Consider the following 19,789-nt stretch of genomic DNA (forward strand, 5'->3'; position numbering starts at 1 on the left):
GTACCCATTCGGCGTAAAACTTAACGCAAACCCTACTTATGTAAAGAGCCTTGACAATGTGTGATCCGTGCCATAAGTTTTATCCATGGCACCGAAAGATACCCTCAGCTCCGTGGCGGACCCTACCGCCCGCAGAGAGCGCAGCGCACATCATCAAGCACCACGTAAGTCCCCCGCGCCAGCAAGCAAGTCGGCAAGCAAGAAGTCCGCAACGGGCACCGGCAAGCTCAGCCGCAAGGCCCTGGTAGCCATCAATTTTGCTTCGGTCGCGGCCGGTCTGGGCGCGTGGGCCATCGTTTCCAGCGCCGGAATTGTGGGACTGCCTGGTCCCGGCGAAGTCCTGATTCGGGGTGGGGAGCTTCTGGCGGACGGCACCCTCGCAGAGGACACAGGCGCCTCACTGGCCCGAGTTCTCAGCGGATTCCTGATCGGCAGCCTGCTAGCCGTCCCGGTTGGCTTCCTGATGGGCTGGTACCAAATTGGCCGCGCCATCATTGAACCGTGGGTGCAGTTCTTCCGCACCATTCCCCCACTGGCCCTCCTGCCACTGGTCATGGTGACCATGGGAATCGGCGAAACACCCAAGATCTTCGTGATCTTCCTGGCAGCTTTCCTTTCCTGTGTGATCTCCACCTACCAGGGTGTGGTCAGCGTGGACAAGACCTTGATCAACGCGGCCCGTGTGCTTGGGGCCAACAGCATGGTCATCTTCCGCCGCGTCGTGGTCCCGGCGTCCTCACCGTTCATCCTGGTGGGCATGCGCATTGGTCTCGGCGCCGGTTGGGCCACGGTGGTGGCCGCCGAGCTCCTGGCCGCCCCCAACGGTCTGGGCATGCGCATGCAGCAGGCGCAGCAGTTCTACGACATGCCCACCATCTTGGTCAACGTCATCGTCATCGGCATCCTGGGCCTGCTCATGGACCGCCTGCTCTTGATGATCGAAGCCCACCTGACCCGCTGGCAAGAACGCCGCTAAGGACCACCCATGACAACCACAACTCAAAATGCCATGATCCGCTTTGAAAACCTGCGCAAGGAATTCACCCTCTCCGGCACCACGTTCACCGCCTTGAATGGCGTCAACTTGGACATTGCCGACGGCGAATTCGTCACCGTGGTGGGCCCCTCCGGCTGCGGGAAGTCCACCATGCTCAATGCCGCCGCCGGCCTGCTGGATCCCAGCAGCGGGCGGGTCATGGTTGATGACCGCGAGGTGGACGGACCCAGCACCCGCACCGGCGTGATCTTCCAGCAATACGCACTGTTCCCTTGGCTTACTGTTCGCAAGAACGTGGAGTTCGGCCTGGAGCTGAAGAAATTTCCCGCCAAGGAACGCCGTGTCATTGTGGACCACTACCTGGAACTGGTGGGCCTAACCCGTTTTGCCGACGCCCTGCCCAAGGAACTCTCCGGCGGCATGAAGCAGCGCTGCGCCATTGCCCGCGCCTACGCCGTGAACCCGGAAATCCTGCTCATGGACGAACCCTTCGGCGCCCTCGACGCACTGACCCGCGTCCACATGCAGGAACAGCTGCTGGAGACCTGGACCAAGGAACGCCGCACGGTCATGTTTGTCACCCACGACGTGGACGAGTCAGTCTTCCTGGCCTCCCGCGTGATTGTCATGGCTGCCCGGCCCGGGCGCATCTTTAAGGAAATCAAGATAGACCTTCCCTACCCTCGCACCGAGGAAATGCGGCTCTCGGATGAGTTCACCCGCCTCCGCGCCCAAGTTTGGGAAGCCGTCTACCACCAGCCAGGCGTGGCAGAAGCCCACCAGTAACACAGCTTTCCGCGTCATCCCCTTCATACCCCCTGCCCCGAGACGGGCAACAACTCTTCAGGAGACACCATGTCCTCAACATTTTCCCGCCGCAACGTCCTGCAACTGTCCATGGGTGCCGCAGCCATCTCCCTGCTGGCCGCCTGCGGCGCAAAAACTGACGAGGCTGGCGCCAACGCAGCCGTCAAAGAGGCTGTGGAGATCAAGGTTGGCTACATCGCCGACTACAACGGCGCAGCCCTGATGGCCGTAGCAGACCAAGAAGGCTACTGGGCCAAGGCAGGGCTTACGCCCAAGTACCTCCCCTTCACCAACGGCCCGCTGGCCATCCAGGCACTGGGCACCGACAACATTGACGTGGCCTACATCGGCTCCGGTGCACTGTGGCTGCCGGCGTCGGGCAAGGCAGAGATCTGGGCCGTGAACTCCGTCTCCAACGCAGACCGGATCATTGCACAGCCCGGCTACAAGACCCTGGCTGATTTGAAGGGCAAGAAGGTGGCGGTTCCGGCCGGCACCTCGGGCGACCAGCTGTTCTCACTGGCCCTGAAGAAGGAAGGCCTCACCCGCGAAGACTTCGAGGTCACTGCCATGGAACCGCCGGCAATCGTGGCAGCCTTCGCCTCCAAGCAGGTGGACGGCGCAGCCCTCTGGTACCCGCTGATCGACAGCGCCAAGAAGGGTCAGCCGGACCTGGTGGAGCTGTACTCCAACGAAGACTTCATCGACCAGCTCACCTTCCCCTCCACCTTCGTGGCAGGACCGGGCCGTGCCGCCAAGGACAAGGAGCTGGCCACCAACTTCATCTCCGTGGTCAAGAGCGCCAACGACTACCGCCACGCCAACCAGGACACCACCATTGCCCTGACCGCCACGTTCCTCAAGCTCAAGGAAGAGGACATGAAGGCCCAGGCCGGCGTGGCCAAGCTGTTCACCTCCAAGGAACTGGAAACTCTTTCCTCGGAAGGGACCGTCTACACCTGGCTGAACGCCCTGCAGGAACAGTTCAAGACGGCTGAAAAGATCAAGGAAGTTGTGGACCCCAAGACGTTCTACAACTCCGAACTGTTTGTCAGCGCACCGAAGGTATAGCTCTCCATGACTTCGCCAACACCGTCGAGCGCTCCAAACAAGCGCCAAAACATGCTGTTCCTGATGACGGACCAGCAACGCATCGACACCCTGGGCTGCTACGGCAACACCTCACAGCACACACCCAACCTTGACAGGCTCGCAGCGCGCGGGACAACGTTTGACCGGGCCTACACGCCCACGGCCATCTGCACCCCCGCACGCGCCAGCCTGCTCACAGGCCTGCAACCCTTTGAGCATGGCTTGTTGGCCAACTATGAGTGGAACTCCGGGCACCGGGAGGAGCTTCCCGACGGGTTGCCCACCTTCTCCTCAGCCTTGATTGACCAGGGTTACCGGCTGGGTCATGTGGGCAAATGGCATGTGGGCAAGGACCGCGGTCCCGAGCATTACGGTTTTGAGGGAATCCACCTGCCCGGGGCACTGAACGTGTTCGATGATCCGGGCTATGAGGACTGGCTCAAGGCCAACGACCACCCGGACTTCCGCATCTCCTCCCCCGTGTACACCACACGTGCCGACGGCAGCCAGGGCCACCTGATTGCCGGCGTCACCGACCAGCCCACGGAAGCCACCTTTGAGGCCTTTCTGGCGGATCAAACCATCGCAAAACTGCGTGAATTCGCGGCCGGGGCGTTGCAGGGGGAAGACGGCACACCGTTCTTCCTCTCCTGCCACATTTTTGGCCCGCACCTGCCGTACCTGATCCCGCAGCAGTGGTATGACATGGTGGATCCGTCCACGGTGGAACTGCCCGGCTCCTTTGCCGAAACGTTCCAAGGCAAGCCCCTCATTCAGCAGGCCTACGCCGAATACTGGTCCACCGACTGCTTCACGGTGGATGAATGGAAGAAGCTCACAGCCGTCTACTGGGGTTACGTCTCGATGATCGACTACGAGGTGGGCCGCATCCTGGCTGTTCTGGATGAGCTTGGTTTGACTGATTCCACAGCTGTCATGTTCACCGCCGACCACGGCGAGTTCACCGGCGCCCACCGGCTCAACGACAAGGGCCCGGCCATGTATGAGGACATTTACCGCATACCCGCCATCCTGGCCCTTCCCGGCGAGATTGAGCGCCGTGAAGACCGTTTCATCAGCCTGCTGGACTTCACCGCCACCTTCCATGAGATCGCCGGCGCTGACGCATCCGGCGTTCAAGGACGGAGCCTGTTGCCGCTGGCCACCGGCGCGGAGGTTGAGGGTTGGCGCGAGGATATTCTGTGCGAATTCCACGGCCACCACTTCCCGTACGCCCAGCGCATGCTGCGCAACAAGGACGTGAAGTACATTGCCAACCCAGAAGGCATTGACGAGTTCTACGACATGGTGGCCGATCCCGATGAGCTGAACAACGTTATCAACGTCCCCATCTATCGGGAACGAGTTTCGGCCATGCGCCGGGAAATGTACCGCCAGTTGGTTGAACGGGGCGACAAGTTTGCCCAGTGGCTGGCCTTTGCCGGTGACATTCCCGCGAATGAGCGCGTACGCCCAGTGACCGCCGTCGAACGTTTCATCACTCAGTAGCACCACCCGAATCGGATGCCTCTTGCGGTCCCAAGAGAAGTAAAGCGAGTAATCGATTGAAAGCACTTAGAAGAACGACGACGGCCGGGCTCGCCTGCGCCGCCGCGCTCGGCCTGTTTGCTGCTGTCTTGCCCACAGCCTTTACAGCCCCGCAAGCCCAGGCAGCCCCGATTGTGGTGCCTGCGCCGGCACCGGCGGCAAGTCCCATCAATATTGCCAGGACAGGCACCGCCACTGCGCATATTGTTGAGGCCGCCATCCCGGGCAACGTTGCCGCAAACGCCCTGGATGGCAACACCGGCACGCGCTGGTCTTCATCAGCCGGTGACGCCGGCTGGTTCCAAGTAGAGCTGGCAGCCAGCGGCCCGGTAGACAATGTGAGGATCAACTGGCCCGCCGGCGCTGCACGTCAATTCACCTTGCAGACCTCGGCGGATGGCATCACGTGGACTGATGTCAAGTCCGTGACCAGCACCACCGGTCCGGCACGCATTGACGAAATCCTGGTGGGTGCTGCCAACGTTAAATACGTACGGGTGATGTTGGCCAAGCAGTGGGCGACGTTCGGCTACTCCATTTCCGAGTTTGAGATTTATGACAAGCCCCAGCCCGTGGTGCCTGAGAATCTGTCCTTGGTGCCGTTGCCCGTGGCCTCCGCCGTGACCGCGGCGGGAACATTCCGGTTGACCCCGTCCAGTCGCATTATTGCCTCCGGAGCAGCTGTTGACGCGGCCAACTACTTCGCCCAAAAAGCTCGCAAGAGCACAGGGTTTGCCCTGCCTGTGGTGGCCGGAACCGCCACCGCCGCCGACGTATCCTTCACCGTGGCGCCCGACAGCTCCGAAGCCAAGCCGGAAAGCTACACCATCCAGGCCGATGCCAACGGAGTCAAGGTGGCGGCCAATACCTCAGCCGGTGCGTTGAACGGCGTGCAGACCTTGCGCCAGCTGTTCCCGCAGTGGATTGAATCGGACATTGTTGTCAACACGCCGTGGACTGTGGGCGGTGCGGTCATCAGTGACTACCCGCGCTATGAGCACCGCGGCATCCAGATCGATGTGGCTCGCTCCTTCTACACCGTTGATGAGATGAAGGAGCACATCGACAACGCAGCCCAGTTCAAATACAACAAGCTGCACCTGCACCTCACCGATGACCAGGGTTGGCGCATTGCCATTGACCAGCCGGCAACCAGCCCTGCCGGAATCAAGTACACGGATCTGACGGACATCTCCGGCAAAACCGCCATGACCTACAACGATGCCGGCGTTCTCCAGGGCACCGAGCTGGGCCACACGGGTTTCTACACCAAGGCTGACTATAAGGAGATTGTCCGCTACGCCGGTGAGAACGGCATGGTGGTGGTTCCGGAGATTGACATGCCCGGACACACCACTGCCGCGCTGCATGCCATTCCGCAGCTGAACTCAGCCGGTTCGGCACCCAAGCCGCTGGCTGGCCAGACCACCGCACCTTTCCAGGGCTCCGGCAATGTGGGCGCCTCCACCTTCGACGCGGACAGCGCAGCAACTTATGAGTTCACCAAGGAGGTCCTGACGCAGATTGCCGCCATGACACCCGGCCCGTATTTGCACATTGGCGGTGACGAGTCGCATTCCACTCCTATTAACAAGTACAAGGCGATGATTGAGGCCTTTGCGGCTCAGGTCAAGGACCTGAACAAGCAGGTCATCGGCTGGAACGAGTACTCCCAGGCCACGCTGCCCGCAGGCGCCGTGGTTCAGTACTGGGCCGGGAACCGTCAGGAAGTTGCTAACAGGGTCCTGGCAAACAACTCCAAGGTGATCCTCTCCCCCGCAGAGAAGACCTACATCCCGCAGAAGCAGGACGCCAGCCAGACCGCCGGCGGCACCTGGGCCTGCGGTGGTGGTGGTTGCACCCTGCAAAACCACTATGACTGGGATCCGGGGACGTACCTGCCCGGTGTTGGCGACGACCGGGTGCTGGGCGTGGAAACCGTGCAGTGGGGCGAATGGATCCGCGGCATGGACCAGACCGAAACCTACCAGTACCCGCGCACCCTGGCCACGGCCGAGGTTGCCTGGTCACCTCAGGCCAGCCGCAAATACACCGACTTCAGCAAACGTGCCAGCACTCTTGGCGGGCGCATGGCCCTCCAGGACTTGACTCACTTCAAGACAGCCGGCATCAACTGGAGCACTGCTCCTGCGGCCCCCGCAGCCAAACCGGCCATTGTGGATCCGGCGACCTTGCCGGCCACCTCACCCGTCAACTTGGCTGTTCCGGGCACCGAACTTAGCGGCGGCGAATACCTCACCCTGAAGAACCTGCCCGCAGACACCTGGTTGCTCGCAACAGTTCACGGCGCAGGGATCAACCCACGTACCGCCAGTGGCGAGTGGGTTCGCAGCAATGCCGCCGGCGAGGCACCGTTAGTCATTCCCACGGGACTTGCCGCTGGGGCCCACATTGTGAGTGTTCAGGGCGCCACCGGGACCCTGACGGGGTTTGGCTCGGTGGCCATCGCTGCAGTGGTTCCGCCGACCACCGCGCCAGCAACGACTGCTCCCGCAACAACGGCTCCGGCGACAACGGCACCAGCAACAACGGCACCAGCCACGACAGCACCGGCAACTACGGCGCCAGCCACCACTGTGCCTGCGACCACGGCACCGGCAACACCGAGCGCATCAGTCACTCCTTCGGCAACACCGTCCGCAACGCAGAGTGCGTCGGCTCCGGCTGGTGGCATTGGCTTGAGCGCGGACAGTGTCTCTGCCGGTGGCAAGCTCACGATTACCGGCAAGGGCCTCAAGCCGGGGACGAGTGCAAGTTTCACTCTGCATTCCACGCCGGTGAACTTGGGTACTGCCACGGTTGATGCCCAGGGTGTTGTGTCCTTGAGTGTGAGCCTGCCGGCGGATGTGGCTGCTGGCCAGCACTCCATTGTGATTGATGGTGTGGGTGTTGACGGCCAGGCCCGTCAGCTGAGTGCTGCTTTGACCATCACGGCTGCAGCAGTCACCCCGACAACCACCCAGGGAACCGCTGCAACAACCACCCCGGCTGAGGATGACTTGGCAAACACCGGGGCCAACGCCACCGTGTTTGGCGGACTGGCAGTGTTGCTGCTCCTGGCAGGTGGCGCCGTGTTCGCGGTGAACCGTCGCAGGACGGCCAGCCACTAACCACAGTCAGTAGTTAGCAGTCAGTAGTTAGCAGTCAGCTTGTCCTTGGGGCGGGCACCGGAAACCACTTCCGGTGCCCGCCCCAAGTTCTTGGTCCCGATTCCGCAGCAGCGTCCAGGGCTGAGGGAGCGAAAGACTTTAGTGCGCGGCGTTTCCCAGCAGGGCGAGAACTGCCAAGGCCATTTCAGCTGTTGAGTCTTCTTCGCTGGCATGGGAGGTGTCTACGACGGTGCACCCGTTGGCCTCAGCAAGCTCTTTGTATCGAGCAATGTAGTGGCGGTGCGCGGCCAGGGATTCTTCGGGCTCATCACGTTGCGCCAGTCTAGCCAGCGTTGTGGGAAGGTCGGTCCAGCACAAAATGGTGGGGATCCACAACGTCCAGTGGTCCTGGAAAGCCTTGCCATCCACCAGCGAAGCCACAGTCATCCACGACCTGTCCAAAATGGCAGGTCCAGCTTGGCTCGCTGACTCGAGGGCGTGTTCCAGCGCTGATGCGCCAATGCGGAGCACCTCAGCAGTGTCTCCCGACTCGCTGGCTCGGGTCAGTTCCTGCCCACGGCTCCCCCCAAAGGGACGCAGGTAGGACATGCCCAACTGGGCAGCGACGTTCTTGGCAATGGTGGTCTTTCCGGTGCCATCATGGCCATCGATGCCCACCACGCCCCGAATGACCTGCCCATCAACTACCCCCATGGATGCAACGCAACGGTGTGCGACTCGTCATCCAATTCGAAGTAGAAATGCCGCTCCTTGCCGCCTTCGAGTACCTTCAAGGCGTCCCCACGCACCTCCATTTGGCCGCTGGGCGAAACCCGGAATCCGCCGTCGGCCGTTGCCGGGGCGAGAAGCACAACGTCTCCCTTAACAGCAACTGTCACACGGGAGCCGGTTTTGGGCTTCATGCCCAGGGCCTTGCGCGCAGACACCGGCAAGGTGATGACACCCCCGGGCGAAACCTTTGTTCTGGTGTTCTTGATGGTTAACGTGCTCATGACGGAATCTCCTTTGCGTTATTGCTGGTGGCTGGTGTGTGATGGCCCAAAAAGCATGGAATGCAGGCGGGCATAGCGTTCAAGAATCGAGTCCGGACCGCCGCCGCTGCGCCATTGATCCTTGTCGAGAGCGTCAGCGTCATCCGCGGCATGGGTTCGCACCCGCATGCAGTCAGGGCTGATTTCCCCGTAGACAGTGCCGCTACTTTGATCGATGAAGAAGCAGATGTCGATGAGCTTCAGCCCTCCGGCCGTGAAAAAATCTTCCAGCCAGCCGAAAGTGTCCCGAGCAAGGTGTTTTGCCCGCTGCACGTCTTTGGTCCACAGCGCGGCGTAGTCGTCTGGCAGCGGTTCGTCAGCCAGACGGTTGCCCTCACGATCCGTCAGGGGGTGCCGCCAGTCGAAACAGACGATTGGATCAGCGAAGCGGTCCCAACGCTGCAGCGCCGGGCCGGAGACAGTGGGGTGTTCGTCTGTGAAAAGATACCTGTGGATCGGAGAACCAATGTGGTACCGCTTGACGCGCGTCTCCAGGTTGCACACCTCCACCCGGCGCTCCGCCAGCAGCGGACCTGCCGGTGACTCCACCAGGGCAAGAAAGGCCGAGGAGAGGGTATAGGCTCCCGGTGACAACGCCATGGCCCGGAAGACTTCTGCCGAGAACCGGGCCCGAATCTCCTCGGTGCCCTCCACCACCCCATAACGGTTGTTGGTGAACGAATACAAAGTGGGCAAGAGCTTGGCCAAGGCAATCTTGGGGGTCAATAGGCGAATTTCCTTGCTGTCGCCAAGCACCAGGAGTGGCAGAGCCCCAAAATCAAACGTGATTTGCTGCAGGATCTGGTCCATGAAGGAGTGCCGTGGGTGGCTCAGGTCCACCCGCAATTCCTCACCGCTGGGCCCGCTCAGGACTACCTGCGCCGCGGTGGAGGCAAGGAGTTCCACCTCCAGCTCCACGTCAAGACATTGGTCAAGGATGAGGCTGGCGGCCGGACTCCGGTGGAGGGTGGAGGTGGGCATGGGTGATCTCCTTTTCTCGGTTCACGCTTGCTGGCGGACAACGCTAAAGCGCTCGTTCAGGGCACGCAGCGCGGCACCTGTTGCCACCGCTGATTCCGCCAACGCCAGTCCGGGGTCACCCTCGCCGACAAGTCGCTGCATCTCGGGGGTGCGGAAGCCGCAGACCGACTCCAACCACTCATGTACCTGGTTTTTGGTGAGCTTGTGGTCCATGGCACCAAAGGTTCCCTTGGCGATGTTGGCTGGAATCTTCACAAAATACTCAAAAAGGTTGTGCAGGTCATCTCCTGAATCCGGCTGATGCGCCAGGGCAGCGCCCACCATCCCCAGCTGCTGGCGTTGCCGGACCATTCCGAAGCTGAGGTTGCGCATCATCAGATCCGGCGTGGATTTGGCTGGCACCCTTGCCTCACCGTAGATGCAGAGGCCGTAGCTGGCCAGATTGTCGCCCGAGAGACACTGCATACGCCACAGTTCCTGCGCCGAGTAGATGCCAACGTTCAATTCCTTGCCGGCAAAGCTGGGCGAGGTGCCATGCAGTTTCCGCAGAACTGTTTCCGGATGTTTCACCACCAGGACCAGATCGTAGTCGGCAAAGTTCTGGCTGTTCACACTGGAGCCATACACCACCACACACTCGAGCTCAGGGCCGAGCCGTTCTTTAAGGTCATTCATGAATGCAAACCGCGGCCGCAGCTCCAACGGGACTTCGCCGTGCGACAGGCGGACTTCGGTGACAGTGCCCGGACCGTCAAGATGGTTGATGATTTCTTCAAAACAGCGGCGGATCCCCAGAAGCCTGTCCAGATCCGCGATGTCGGAGCTGTGGGCCATAGCATTCACCTCATCCGTCAAGGTTTGGCCTGAAACACCGGGAATCAAACCCATGGAAGCGTACCTGCCTGCCTGCCAGAGCCGGTCGTACTTGCTGCCCAAGGTACCGGAGCTGTAGCGGGATTGGACCACGGCGGCGGAAAGCGTCACCGAGGCCAGAAACATCACCGACTCCAGCCACAGCCGCTGCAGGGCGCCATCGCCGAACTGGCCCTGCGTGGGTGCCATCGGGGACCCGGCGGAGATCCCTGACCGGACAGACGCCTGGTAGAAACGGGGGTGAAAAACTGAAGCCCACTGCAGTGAGAACGGTGAAATGACGCGGGGGTTTTCAAGGTGCTCCTCGGCCGCCCACGTATGGATGCCCAGGAGTTCGGCACCGGAAACTTCACGGTCAGTGTAGATGTAAGTGACTCGGAAGGGTGTCCCACGCCATGTGGGCGGCCGATCGACGGCCATCACCTCGCGGACAGCGGCTGGAACTACTTCCGCCAATCCAGCAGACATCACAGCCCCCTGCCCCAGGCGGCCTACCGCTCCCCAGCGCCCCACAGCCACCTCGCCATTGTTACCCCAATGTTCCGCCCGGTGAAAGCGGGTGTCAATTGTCCAAACGGACAATGAAACGTATGCCACGCATTGCCGGGCACCGACGTCAGGGCGCAGCCACCAGGCGCTCACGCAGGAACGAGCGGACACCGGCAATAGCTTCCCCGCTGGCCGAAGGTCCGGTGAGGGTGGAGTGCTTGCGTTCTTCGGATCCGCTCAAGGGAAACGTCTGCATTCGCTTGTCTCCGAGCAGTTTCTGGGCGGCCGTGAGCTTGGCGGCAGGTGATATGAGGTCACAACGGAAACGGTAGCCCTGGACCTTCAGATTAGTGCGATTCTGCAAATCGTCACGGTCCTTACGGGAGAGCCCCAAGGCGCAGGGCCAAACCGGAATGGCGGGCTGGGCCATCACAGCCGCCGCCACACGATGATCGACGGCAAGCGCAAGCGCAAAGTTGCCGGAGAAGCACATCCCGATCACACCGTATGGATCATTGCGCCGACGCGCCACGTGTTCGTCGGCAAAATCCCTGAGCCAGCCCACATCCGCGCTAACCCCATGCCTGGCCATGACATGCACTTCGCGGCGCACGCATATCTGCTTGAGCGACTGCAAGCCCTTCGGTTCACCATCACGCCCAAGGATGGACGGAACAACCACCCTGAAGTCCTGGGACAGTGTGTCGACCAACGGTACGAGGTTCCGCTTGATTCCAGGAAACTCGTGCATAAGCATGACGCTCGGCAGCTCAAATTCAGCTCGGCCATGGTCGATCACATAGAAGGCATGGGCATGGTCCAGGTGCGGAAAGGAATGCTCTTGCCAATGGTCCGGGGGCCATTTCGCCCCGGCGCCCGCCTCAGTCATGTGGCCCCCATAGCTTCAACCCGATGGAATGCTGCCCCATTGCGCCTAGTGTAGCCGCGGCTGGCTCCCGCGCGCCAGACGTTTTAGGGGCCGCCGTCGTGTGCGGGAAAGCATGGACGCGGCGGACAGCGAGGTCTACATTGAGAGCTGCGGGCAAGTGCCCGGCACAGTCTCCACGGAAGGACAGCTGATGAGCTACACAGTGGGAGTTTTTGTTGGCAGCACGGCATCAGATTCCATCAACAAGAAGTTGGCAAAGGCCTTGGTGAAACTGGCGCCGCCGGAACTCAAGCTCGTGGACATTCCCATTGGCAAGCTGCCGCTGTACAGCCGCGACTACGACGCCGATTTCCCGGCCGAAGCCCGCGCCTTCAAGGCGTCCGTGGACGCAGTGGATGCGATCATTTTTGTGACCCCGGAGTACAACCGCAGCATTCCCGGCGCCTTGAAGAACGCCATTGACTGGGGGTCGCGGCCGTGGGGTTCCAATTCTTTTGCCAAGAAGCCCTCAGCCGTGACCGGCACCTCCCCCGGCCACATCAGCACGGCTGTGGCCCAGCAGCACCTGCGCAGCATCCTGTCGTTTGTGAATTCGCCCGAATTGGCCAACCCGGAGTGCTACATCCATTTCACCGAGGGCCTGATCGACGATGACGGCAACGTCACCGTTCCGAGCACCGAGGAATTCCTGCGGCACTGGTTGCAGGAGTTCCACATTTTTGTTGTCAAGGTGGTGGGTGCGCAAAAGATCACCGTGTAGGCCGGTGGCCGAGCTCAGGCACCGAAGGGCGCCCCTGGAGCGAACGCCAGCGCGGCGAAGCGCTCCCCGATGACGTGATGCGTTGTTTCATCGGGGTGCAGGGCGTCAGGGAGCGGGAGCTCGTTCTCATCGTGCGCGCCGTAGAGTGCCAGCCCGTCCAGATAGTGGATGTTGACATCGTCTTGGGCCCGCTGGCGAACGATCCGCTCCAGCTCTTGCCGAATCACTTGGAGCGTGAGTTTCCCGGCAGGAATATCAGCCGGGTCCCCTGTTGCACAGAATCGAATCTCACCGGATGACAGTGCCGCCAGGTCAAAAGCCCCGGGGCCCGGAGTTCCCTCATGGATGGCACAGTGGATGGGCGACACCACCAGAAGAGGCGTGGTGGGGTGGCCGTCACGGATGGTGTCCAGGAAGCCATGAACTGCCGGCCCAAAGGCACGCAGCCGCATCAAGTCCAGGTTAACGAGGTTGATGCCAATTTTCACGCTGATCAGATCGGCAGGGGCATCGCGCATGGCCCGTGCAGTGAATTGGTCCAGAAGTGCACTTCCGCGCAATGCCATGTTGCTCAGCTCCACACCGCCCAAGCGCGCAGCAACGGCCGGCCAAATCGCCGTAGGCCGGGTGGCATTGGAGCCGTGGCTGATGGAACTGCCGTGGTGCAACCACACCGGCAACCCGGTTGCCGGAGCCAGCTCCACGGAGGCATCCGTGCGCAGCGCCACGACCTCCGTCTGCTCATTGTGCGGCAGCCACAGTTCAATGGAGTTGGTGCCCTCCGGCAGCCCAGTGAAGCGACTGGTGCACACCGGGCCCGCTGCCTGGCTGACGGCACCGGTGGCCATGTCGATGGTGGTGGTGTTGCCGCCGCGGGTGGCGGAGCTGGCCATCACTGCGCCATTCACCACAAGTTCAATCACGCCGTCGGGCTGCGCCGGAGCACCGGAGTAGGAAAGTCTGGAACGCACTGTGTCCAGCTCCACCGTGCTGGCGCTGCTGCGAAAGGCCAGGCGCACCCCGGAGGGCTGGGCTTCCGCCATCACTAACTGGGCGTCGTGGTTCGCTTGGGCCAATGCCTTTGCCGGGAGCCGGTGCGGCACAGTGCCCCGGCCTGTTTGTTCAAGCTCCTGCGCACCTTTGAAGAAGCCTGCCGGGATGGGTGAGGTGGTGGTCCAGTTCAAGATGGCAATGCTCCCGTTCTTCACCTGCACCGTCTGGGCGCATGGGGTTGTACGTTGGGTCCCTCGTGTTGGGCTCGACCGAAAATCCGGCCAGGAGACCAGCCTAATACGCTAGCTTGCCAGTCATGCAAGGAATGACGACGAACGGCGCCAAAGCAGTCCCGGCGGGGCAAATACGCTGGGCCGGGTCGCCGCTCTGGAGCCGCTTAGGCGGCAGCCAGCTTCCGGCGTCGTACGGCTTTGATACGGGTGACCAGCAAGCCATGACGCGGACTGAACAAGTAAACCAGGGTAAATGCTGCGCCCTGAGTCAGGACCACCATGCCTCCGGAAGCGGCGTCAAGGTAGTAACTGGCGTAAAGGCCCACCACGGCGCAGACTGCCGAGATGCTGGGGGCCAGGATCAGCATCCGACCGAAACGGTCGGTGAGCAGGTAGGCCGTGGCCCCGGGAATGATCAGCATGGCCACCACCAGCACCACACCCACCGCCTGCAGTGCCACCACCGAGGTCAGCGCCAGCAGCCCCAGCAGGAACGCCCCGAGCATGCGTGGATTCAGCCCGATCGCGTGGGCGTGGGTGGGGTCGAACGCGAAGAGGGTGAAGTCCCGGCGCTTGATGACAAGGATGACCAGGGTGATGGCGCCCAGCACCAGCACCTGGATCAGGTCGGAGTGGCTGAGCCCCAGCAGGTTGCCGAAAATGATGTGGCTGAGGTCGGTTTGGCTGGGCGTGACGGAGATGAGCACCAGTCCCAGGGCAAACAGCGTGGTGAACACAATACCAATGGCTGCATCCTCCTTGACCCGGCTGGTGTCGCGTACGGCGCCGATCAAGGCTACGGCCAGGACGCCGAAGATCACGGCCCCAACGGCGAAAGGCGCGCCAACAATGTAGGCCAGGACAACCCCCGGCAGGACTGCGTGCGAGACGGCGTCGCCCATGAGTGACCAGCCAATGAGCACCAGCCAGCACGACAGGACGGCGCAAACCACAGCAGCTATGACTGTCACGGCCAGTGCCCGCTGCATGAAGACGTAGTCGAAGGGTTCCAGCAGGAAATCAAAGATGGTCATGGGGTGCTCTCGCTTCGGGTGGCGATATCCAGGCCAAAGGCAAGCGCCAGGTTTTCTGGCTGCAATACGTCGTTGGGCGTTCCATGCAGCAGAACCCTGTGCATGAGCAGCACGGCTTCATCAGCCAAATCGGGCAGCGCATGGAGGTCGTGGGTGGAGACAAGAATGGTGGCACCGTCCCTGGCCAGTTCCCGCAGGAGCTCACAGATCGTGGCCTCGGAACGTTTGTCCACACCGGCAAATGGCTCATCGAGCAGGAGGGTGGTTGCCTCCTGGGCAATGCCGCGGGCCACAAAGGCACGCTTCTTCTGACCCCCTGACAGCTGGCCAATCTGGCGGTGCGCGTACTTGGCGAGCTCAACACGGTCCAAGGCCTCGGCCACGGCCAGCTTGTCTGCCTTGCGTGGCCGGCGGCTTGGCCCCATGTGTCCATACCTGCCCATCATGACAACATCCTGCACCGAGAGTGGGAACTGCCAGTCCACGTCCTCGCTTTGGGGAACATAGCTGACGACGCCGGACCGGCGGGCTTTCGCTGGCGTTGCACCGTCGATGGTGACGGTTCCGGCGTCGGGCTTCACCAAACCCATGATGGCCTTGAACAAGGTGGATTTGCCCGAACCGTTCATGCCCACCAGGCCGCAAATCCGCCCTTTGTCAAGGCTGAGGGTGGCCTGGTCCAGCGCCAGCACATCCCCGTAGTGGACGGTTACAGCCTTAACATCAATGGCGACGCTCATGATGTGCCTCCTGGCTGGGTTCCTGCGGGTGCGCCGGTGAGGGCGGTGGTGATGACCTTGGCGTCGTGCCGAATCAAATCCAGGTAGGTGGGGACGGGGCCGTCGGCTGCTGACAGCGAGTCAACGTACAGCGTTCCACCAAAGCTGGCATGGGTGGCCTCCACCACTTGCTCCATGGGGGCCGCGGATACGGTTGACTCGCAGAAAACAGCCGGAACCTTGTTGCTGCGGACAAATTCAATCACCCCGGAGATCTGCTGGGGTGTGGCCTGCTGTTCTGCATTGACGGCCCAGATGTACTTTTCCGTTAGTCCAGCATCACGGGCCAAATAGGAGAAGGCACCTTCACAGCTGACCAGGGCACGCTGGTTTTCCGGCAGGACCGCCAGATCTGCCACCAGGTCATCCTGCACCCCCTGAAGCGTCGCGTTGTAGGCGGCGCCGTTGCTTTCATAAACGGAAGCGTTGGCCGGATCCAGTTTGGTAAAGGCCTTCACCATGTTGTTCACGTAGATCTGCACGTTGGCCGGCGACATCCAGGCGTGCGGGTTTGGCTTGTCTTTGTAGGCGTCCTCTGTGATGTTGATGGACTCCACACCGTCGCTCACCACAGCGTGCGGCGCCTTCACGTCCTGCACAAATTGTCCAAACCACGCTTCAAGCCCCATGCCGTTGTCCAGGATCAGATCCGCTTTGCTGGCCTTGCGGATGTCCGCCGGGGTGGGCTCGTAGCCGTGAATCTCCGCACCGACCTTGGTGATCGATTCGACGCGCAGCTTGTCTCCAGCCACATTCTGGGCAATGTCGGCCAGAACCGTGAAGGTGGTCAGCACCACGGGGCGGTCATTCTGGCCGCCACCGTCTGGCAGGTCAGCAGCCCCGCACGCCGTGAGGGTCAAGGCGAGAAAAGCGGCACCGGCCGCCAGCGCACGACGAAGGAGTTTGGGTCGCGTGGAGGAAAATATTGCCATGCCCTGAGAATAGTTTAGGCGCGCCGAAATTTCAAATGTCGGAGCGCCGTAATATACGACTCGTGGCATGTTGTGCGGCCATGTGCACCTCCTGTCCCCGTCCACGGCAAGCAGCCCGCGGAACCCGGCGAAGATTCTCTCCTTTGACCTGATGTTCGGCGTTTTCAGATGGCTGCTTGGGACAGAATCGACCTATTGACCGGGGCTGGTGCTTCTGCCAATGTGGAGTGTGTGACACCTCGTTCATTGCTGGGCGTTGGCCGAGTTGCCCGCATAATTGTCCCGCACAATCGAAGGGGTTGGACATGAGAATCAACAAGGCAATCCGACTGGCAGTACCGGCCGCGGCCGCTACAGTGTTGCTGGTGCTCGGAGCCTCCGGGCCAGCACTGGCCGACCACACCCACGTCAAAGTTGTCGGCAACGGCGAATGCATCACTGTGGCCGCAGGCTCAGGTGAATCGGAGGTCGACCTTCCCACAGCCGTGTTCCAGGGCAACCCCAACGTCGACATCATCGAGGCGGACGGCCTGACACATCCCCTGCACGTGCTGGTGCACCGTGGAGTGCCCGGAGATCACCTGTCTCTCTACGTGCTGGGCAGCCCGGCAGCCCTCGCGGCCTGCCCGGGTGAATTGCTTAACCACTAGAGGCACGGCCCAGAAACCCGAATCCGGGGCCAGACCGGAGCCCCAACGTCTGATCATTCAGGCCAATAACGACCGCACGTGGCGACAGTCATCGTGTTGGCATCCGCGCTGCGTTCTTGGTCGGCAACAAGCGCTTCGTCACGTGCTGCCGCAAGCCCAGTTGGCCACCTCGTTGCGTCGGGCCACAGCCAATCAGCCGTGCGGCCCGGTCCGCTGCCGTTCGGTGCTGCCCCATGTTTGGGCGGACGTCTCGGTTACGCAGGCTGTCGCCGGTTGGGCCGGCTCCACCGCTACCGATCGTCGTTGCGCCATGAATGCTGGTTTGGCCGACGACCAAGACCCAACGAAATGTCCGTCACGCATGCACATGCAAAACGTGGAATGAGTCACAGGGAAAAATGGAAATCGAGCACTGCGTCGACTGCCAGCTGGCGTTGGCCGGGAAATCTACCGCGTGGGTAGGGCTGCAACGAAGGGAATCATCATGACTGACATCAATTTGGGCCCGGTGGGGCAGATCTCCCGGAGGGTGGGCAACATTGACCAGGCCGTTGCCTGGTACCGGGACGTCCTGGGCTTGACGCACCTGTATACCTTTGGCGAGCTTGCGTTCTTTGACCTGGCCGGCACGCGGTTGTACCTGACCACTGCGGATGAAGACCCCGGGAATCCAGGCGAATCAGTCCTCTACTTCAAGGTGCCGGACATCCACGGCGCCCACCTGGCGCTGGCGGCGCGAGGGGTCACGTTCGCAGCCGCCCCGCACATGATTTTCAGGCACGAATCCGGTGCTGAGGAGTGGATGGCGTTCTTCACCGACCCCGACGGCCACACTCTGGCCATCATGGCGCAAACCGATCCGGTTCGGCCCTGACGTCAGCCGCGCGGTGCAGGAGGTACTCGCGCACTGCGGGCCGCCCAGTCAGGGCAGCTGCCGTGGCGAAGGCAGCCTGGGCTTCTGCACTTCGCCCGGCCCGGTCCAGAAGCTCCGCCCGTGTGGCGTGAAAAGGCTGGAAATTCTCGACAGCGGATGCTTCCGTGCGCTTGTCCGTTGCCGCCATGGCCTCCAGCTCCGCGAGCCCTGCCGCCGTTGACTCGGCCCGCCCCATGACTGCCGCCAGGGCGACGCGCGATCCAAAGCTGGGAGCCACCACCAATAGCGCAGAATACAGGGTGCGCAGTGCAGCCCAGTCGGTCTGCGCAGTGCGGAACCTGTTGCAGTGAACGGCCTGGATGGCTGCCTCCAGCTGGAATCGCCCGGGCGTGCCCGCCGACGTTGCCCGGCGCAGGAACTGCTCCCCTGCAACGATGAGGCGCGCATCCCACAACGTTGTGTCCTGCTCATCAAGGGGAACAAAGCCGTGTACTGATGCGTGTGTCCGGGCCAGGGAGAGCGTGATGAGCGCGGCCAGGCCCCACGGTTCCGGCTCCGAGTCCAACAAGGCAGCCAGTGTGATCGCCAGGTACTGTGCTTCGCCGGAGAGATCCCCACTGTCCTTGCCGTGATCGGAGAAGCCGATGGCGTAGCAGCCGTAAATGGCCTCCAGCACTGCCGGCAGCCGTTCCGGCATGGCGTGGCGGTCCGGCACGGCAAAGGGAATGCGGGCATTCTTAATCCGCTGTTTGGCTCGTACCAGCCGTTGCGCCATGGCAGTGGCAGGTACCGCGAACGCCGCAGCTATCCGCGAAGCGTCAAAGCCAAGAACCGTTTGGAGCATCAGCGGGGTGCGCACGCCAGGTTCTATGGCGGGATGGGCGCACACAAAGAGCAACTCCAGCCGTTTGTCGCCAATGGCGTCAGGATCGACGGCACCCAGAGGGGACACGGCGTCGTATGCACTGTCTGCGGCAGCATCCAACGGCGCAGAGGTGCGCTGAAACGAGGACTTCCAAAGGTCGCGCTGCCGGTTACGGGCCACAGTCAGCAACCACCCTTCCGGATTGCGGGGAACACCGCCGCCGGGCCACTTCACGAGAGCCTGCTCAAACGCTGAGGCAAGGGCATCCTCGGCCAACGCCACATCTCCGGTGGAAGCGGAGAGCAGCGCAATGAGGCGTCCGTAGGAGGCCCGGGCCACGTGCTCGGCAGCGACCCGGGCCTCCGCAGAGCTCAGGTGTTGGGCTGCCACGTTCCGTCAACCGTGTACGTCGCCCCCGGCCGCACCTCCACCGCACCCCACGCAATGGATGGCGCCTGCCTGCCCCAGCCGATGGCGACGTCCAGATTCTCCACGTCGATCACGAACGTCCCGCCCAACTGTTCCTTCGTGTCGGCGAACGGCCCATCCTGAACCTGCAGGACGCCGTCGGGCATGCTCAGGGTTGTGGTGCTCCCCGACGGTTGGAGAACCTCCGCGCTGACCAGGACACCGGCTTGCTGGAGTGCCGTGGCATAGCTGGCGAAGGCGCGCTGGCCCTCCGCCATCGCCTCGGCACCGATCGATTCAACATCACCCTCCGGGTAGTGCAATAACAATGTGTAGCGCATGACGTAAGTCTCCTACTTCCTCGTGGCGCCGTCTAGGGAACGGTGCTTCATAGCCATGACGATTGACCGCGACCCCAATCGA

General features: G+C 62.0%; 19 protein-coding genes. 8 read left to right on the forward strand and 11 right to left on the reverse strand.

The features are described 5' to 3' along the window. The first annotated feature begins 85 nt into the window (after nt 1-85). The 5 genes from CVS27_RS10310 (at nt 86) to CVS27_RS10330 (ending at nt 7,575) form a co-directional block, all read left to right on the forward strand. Entirely contained in the window at nt 86-976 is an 891-nt protein-coding gene (locus CVS27_RS10310; RefSeq protein WP_103465659.1) for an ABC transporter permease, read from the forward strand. 9 nt (nt 977-985) lie between these two features. Continuing rightward, complete coding sequence (locus CVS27_RS10315; protein WP_103465660.1) at nt 986-1,783, forward strand: ABC transporter ATP-binding protein; 798 nt, start codon at nt 986-988, stop codon at nt 1,781-1,783. A gap of 69 nt (nt 1,784-1,852) precedes the next feature. Further along, a complete protein-coding gene (locus CVS27_RS10320) occupies nt 1,853-2,875 on the forward strand; it encodes an aliphatic sulfonate ABC transporter substrate-binding protein (RefSeq protein WP_103465661.1) in 1,023 nt (340 codons plus the stop codon). Between the two features lie 6 nt (nt 2,876-2,881). Beyond that, nucleotides 2,882-4,405 carry a sulfatase family protein gene (locus CVS27_RS10325; RefSeq protein ID WP_103465662.1) on the forward strand — a complete coding sequence of 508 codons (1,524 nt, stop codon included), beginning with the start codon at nt 2,882-2,884 and terminating at the stop codon, nt 4,403-4,405. A gap of 56 nt (nt 4,406-4,461) precedes the next feature. Then, complete coding sequence (locus CVS27_RS10330) at nt 4,462-7,575, forward strand: family 20 glycosylhydrolase (RefSeq protein WP_103465663.1); 3,114 nt, start codon at nt 4,462-4,464, stop codon at nt 7,573-7,575. A 138-nt stretch (nt 7,576-7,713) separates the two neighbouring features. On the opposite strand, the gene CVS27_RS10335 is transcribed toward CVS27_RS10330, so the two are convergent. The 5 genes from CVS27_RS10335 to CVS27_RS10355 all read right to left on the reverse strand — a co-directional run bounded on the left by CVS27_RS10335 (nt 7,714) and on the right by CVS27_RS10355 (nt 11,838). Next, nucleotides 7,714-8,268, reverse strand: coding sequence for a P-loop nucleotide/nucleoside kinase family protein (locus tag CVS27_RS10335; RefSeq protein ID WP_103465664.1), 555 nt, complete (start codon nt 8,266-8,268; stop codon nt 7,714-7,716). Then, the gene (locus CVS27_RS10340) at nt 8,259-8,567 is read right to left on the reverse strand and encodes an AbrB/MazE/SpoVT family DNA-binding domain-containing protein (RefSeq protein ID WP_103465665.1); all 309 of its coding nucleotides are present in this window, start codon (nt 8,565-8,567) and stop codon (nt 8,259-8,261) included. Before CVS27_RS10340 ends, CVS27_RS10335 begins: the two co-directional genes overlap by 10 nt. A gap of 18 nt (nt 8,568-8,585) precedes the next feature. Beyond that, the gene (locus CVS27_RS10345; RefSeq protein WP_103465666.1) at nt 8,586-9,587 is read right to left on the reverse strand and encodes a phosphoribosylaminoimidazolesuccinocarboxamide synthase; all 1,002 of its coding nucleotides are present in this window, start codon (nt 9,585-9,587) and stop codon (nt 8,586-8,588) included. A 21-nt stretch (nt 9,588-9,608) separates the two neighbouring features. Then, the gene (locus CVS27_RS10350; protein WP_103465667.1) at nt 9,609-10,928 is read right to left on the reverse strand and encodes a hypothetical protein; all 1,320 of its coding nucleotides are present in this window, start codon (nt 10,926-10,928) and stop codon (nt 9,609-9,611) included. Between the two features lie 148 nt (nt 10,929-11,076). Further along, a complete protein-coding gene (locus tag CVS27_RS10355; RefSeq protein ID WP_103465668.1) occupies nt 11,077-11,838 on the reverse strand; it encodes a dienelactone hydrolase family protein in 762 nt (253 codons plus the stop codon). 187 nt (nt 11,839-12,025) lie between these two features. Here CVS27_RS10355 and CVS27_RS10360 point away from each other — a divergent pair, with 187 nt between their 5' ends. Continuing rightward, nucleotides 12,026-12,598 carry an NADPH-dependent FMN reductase gene (locus CVS27_RS10360; RefSeq protein WP_103465837.1) on the forward strand — a complete coding sequence of 191 codons (573 nt, stop codon included), beginning with the start codon at nt 12,026-12,028 and terminating at the stop codon, nt 12,596-12,598. 14 nt (nt 12,599-12,612) lie between these two features. Here CVS27_RS10360 and CVS27_RS10365 read toward each other — a convergent pair whose 3' ends face one another. The 4 genes from CVS27_RS10365 to CVS27_RS10380 all read right to left on the reverse strand — a co-directional run bounded on the left by CVS27_RS10365 (nt 12,613) and on the right by CVS27_RS10380 (nt 16,569). Beyond that, the gene (locus CVS27_RS10365) at nt 12,613-13,806 is read right to left on the reverse strand and encodes a GDSL-type esterase/lipase family protein (RefSeq protein ID WP_243400135.1); all 1,194 of its coding nucleotides are present in this window, start codon (nt 13,804-13,806) and stop codon (nt 12,613-12,615) included. Between the two features lie 182 nt (nt 13,807-13,988). Continuing rightward, on the reverse strand, nt 13,989-14,858 hold the full coding sequence (locus CVS27_RS10370) for a metal ABC transporter permease (protein WP_103465669.1): 870 nt from the start codon (nt 14,856-14,858) through the stop codon (nt 13,989-13,991). After that, on the reverse strand, nt 14,855-15,598 hold the full coding sequence (locus CVS27_RS10375; RefSeq protein ID WP_103465670.1) for a metal ABC transporter ATP-binding protein: 744 nt from the start codon (nt 15,596-15,598) through the stop codon (nt 14,855-14,857). Before CVS27_RS10375 ends, CVS27_RS10370 begins: the two co-directional genes overlap by 4 nt. Further along, the gene (locus tag CVS27_RS10380) at nt 15,595-16,569 is read right to left on the reverse strand and encodes a metal ABC transporter substrate-binding protein (RefSeq protein ID WP_103465671.1); all 975 of its coding nucleotides are present in this window, start codon (nt 16,567-16,569) and stop codon (nt 15,595-15,597) included. Before CVS27_RS10380 ends, CVS27_RS10375 begins: the two co-directional genes overlap by 4 nt. Nucleotides 16,570-16,874: 305 nt before the next feature. On the opposite strand from CVS27_RS10380, the gene CVS27_RS10385 reads away from it, so the two are divergent. Together CVS27_RS10385 and CVS27_RS10390 are read left to right on the forward strand one after the other, a co-directional pair. Further along, nucleotides 16,875-17,219 (forward strand): hypothetical protein, encoded by a 345-nt coding sequence (locus CVS27_RS10385; RefSeq protein WP_103465672.1) that lies wholly within the window; start codon nt 16,875-16,877, stop codon nt 17,217-17,219. Nucleotides 17,220-17,703: 484 nt separating this feature from the next. Continuing rightward, nucleotides 17,704-18,093, forward strand: a complete 390-nt coding sequence (locus tag CVS27_RS10390) for a VOC family protein (protein ID WP_103465673.1) — start codon at nt 17,704-17,706, stop codon at nt 18,091-18,093. Here CVS27_RS10390 and CVS27_RS10395 read toward each other — a convergent pair. Both CVS27_RS10395 and CVS27_RS10400 read right to left on the reverse strand, forming a co-directional pair. Beyond that, entirely contained in the window at nt 18,062-19,348 is a 1,287-nt protein-coding gene (locus tag CVS27_RS10395) for an RNA polymerase sigma factor (RefSeq protein WP_243400136.1), read from the reverse strand. The two genes, CVS27_RS10390 and CVS27_RS10395, sit on opposite strands and share 32 nt — an antisense overlap. Further along, on the reverse strand, nt 19,330-19,707 hold the full coding sequence (locus CVS27_RS10400; RefSeq protein ID WP_103465674.1) for a YciI family protein: 378 nt from the start codon (nt 19,705-19,707) through the stop codon (nt 19,330-19,332). The genes CVS27_RS10395 and CVS27_RS10400 overlap by 19 nt, the downstream gene beginning before the upstream one ends. Nucleotides 19,708-19,789 lie beyond the last annotated feature (82 nt).

Source organism: Arthrobacter glacialis (assembly GCF_002909445.1).
Lineage (GTDB): Bacteria > Actinomycetota > Actinomycetes > Actinomycetales > Micrococcaceae > Specibacter > Specibacter glacialis.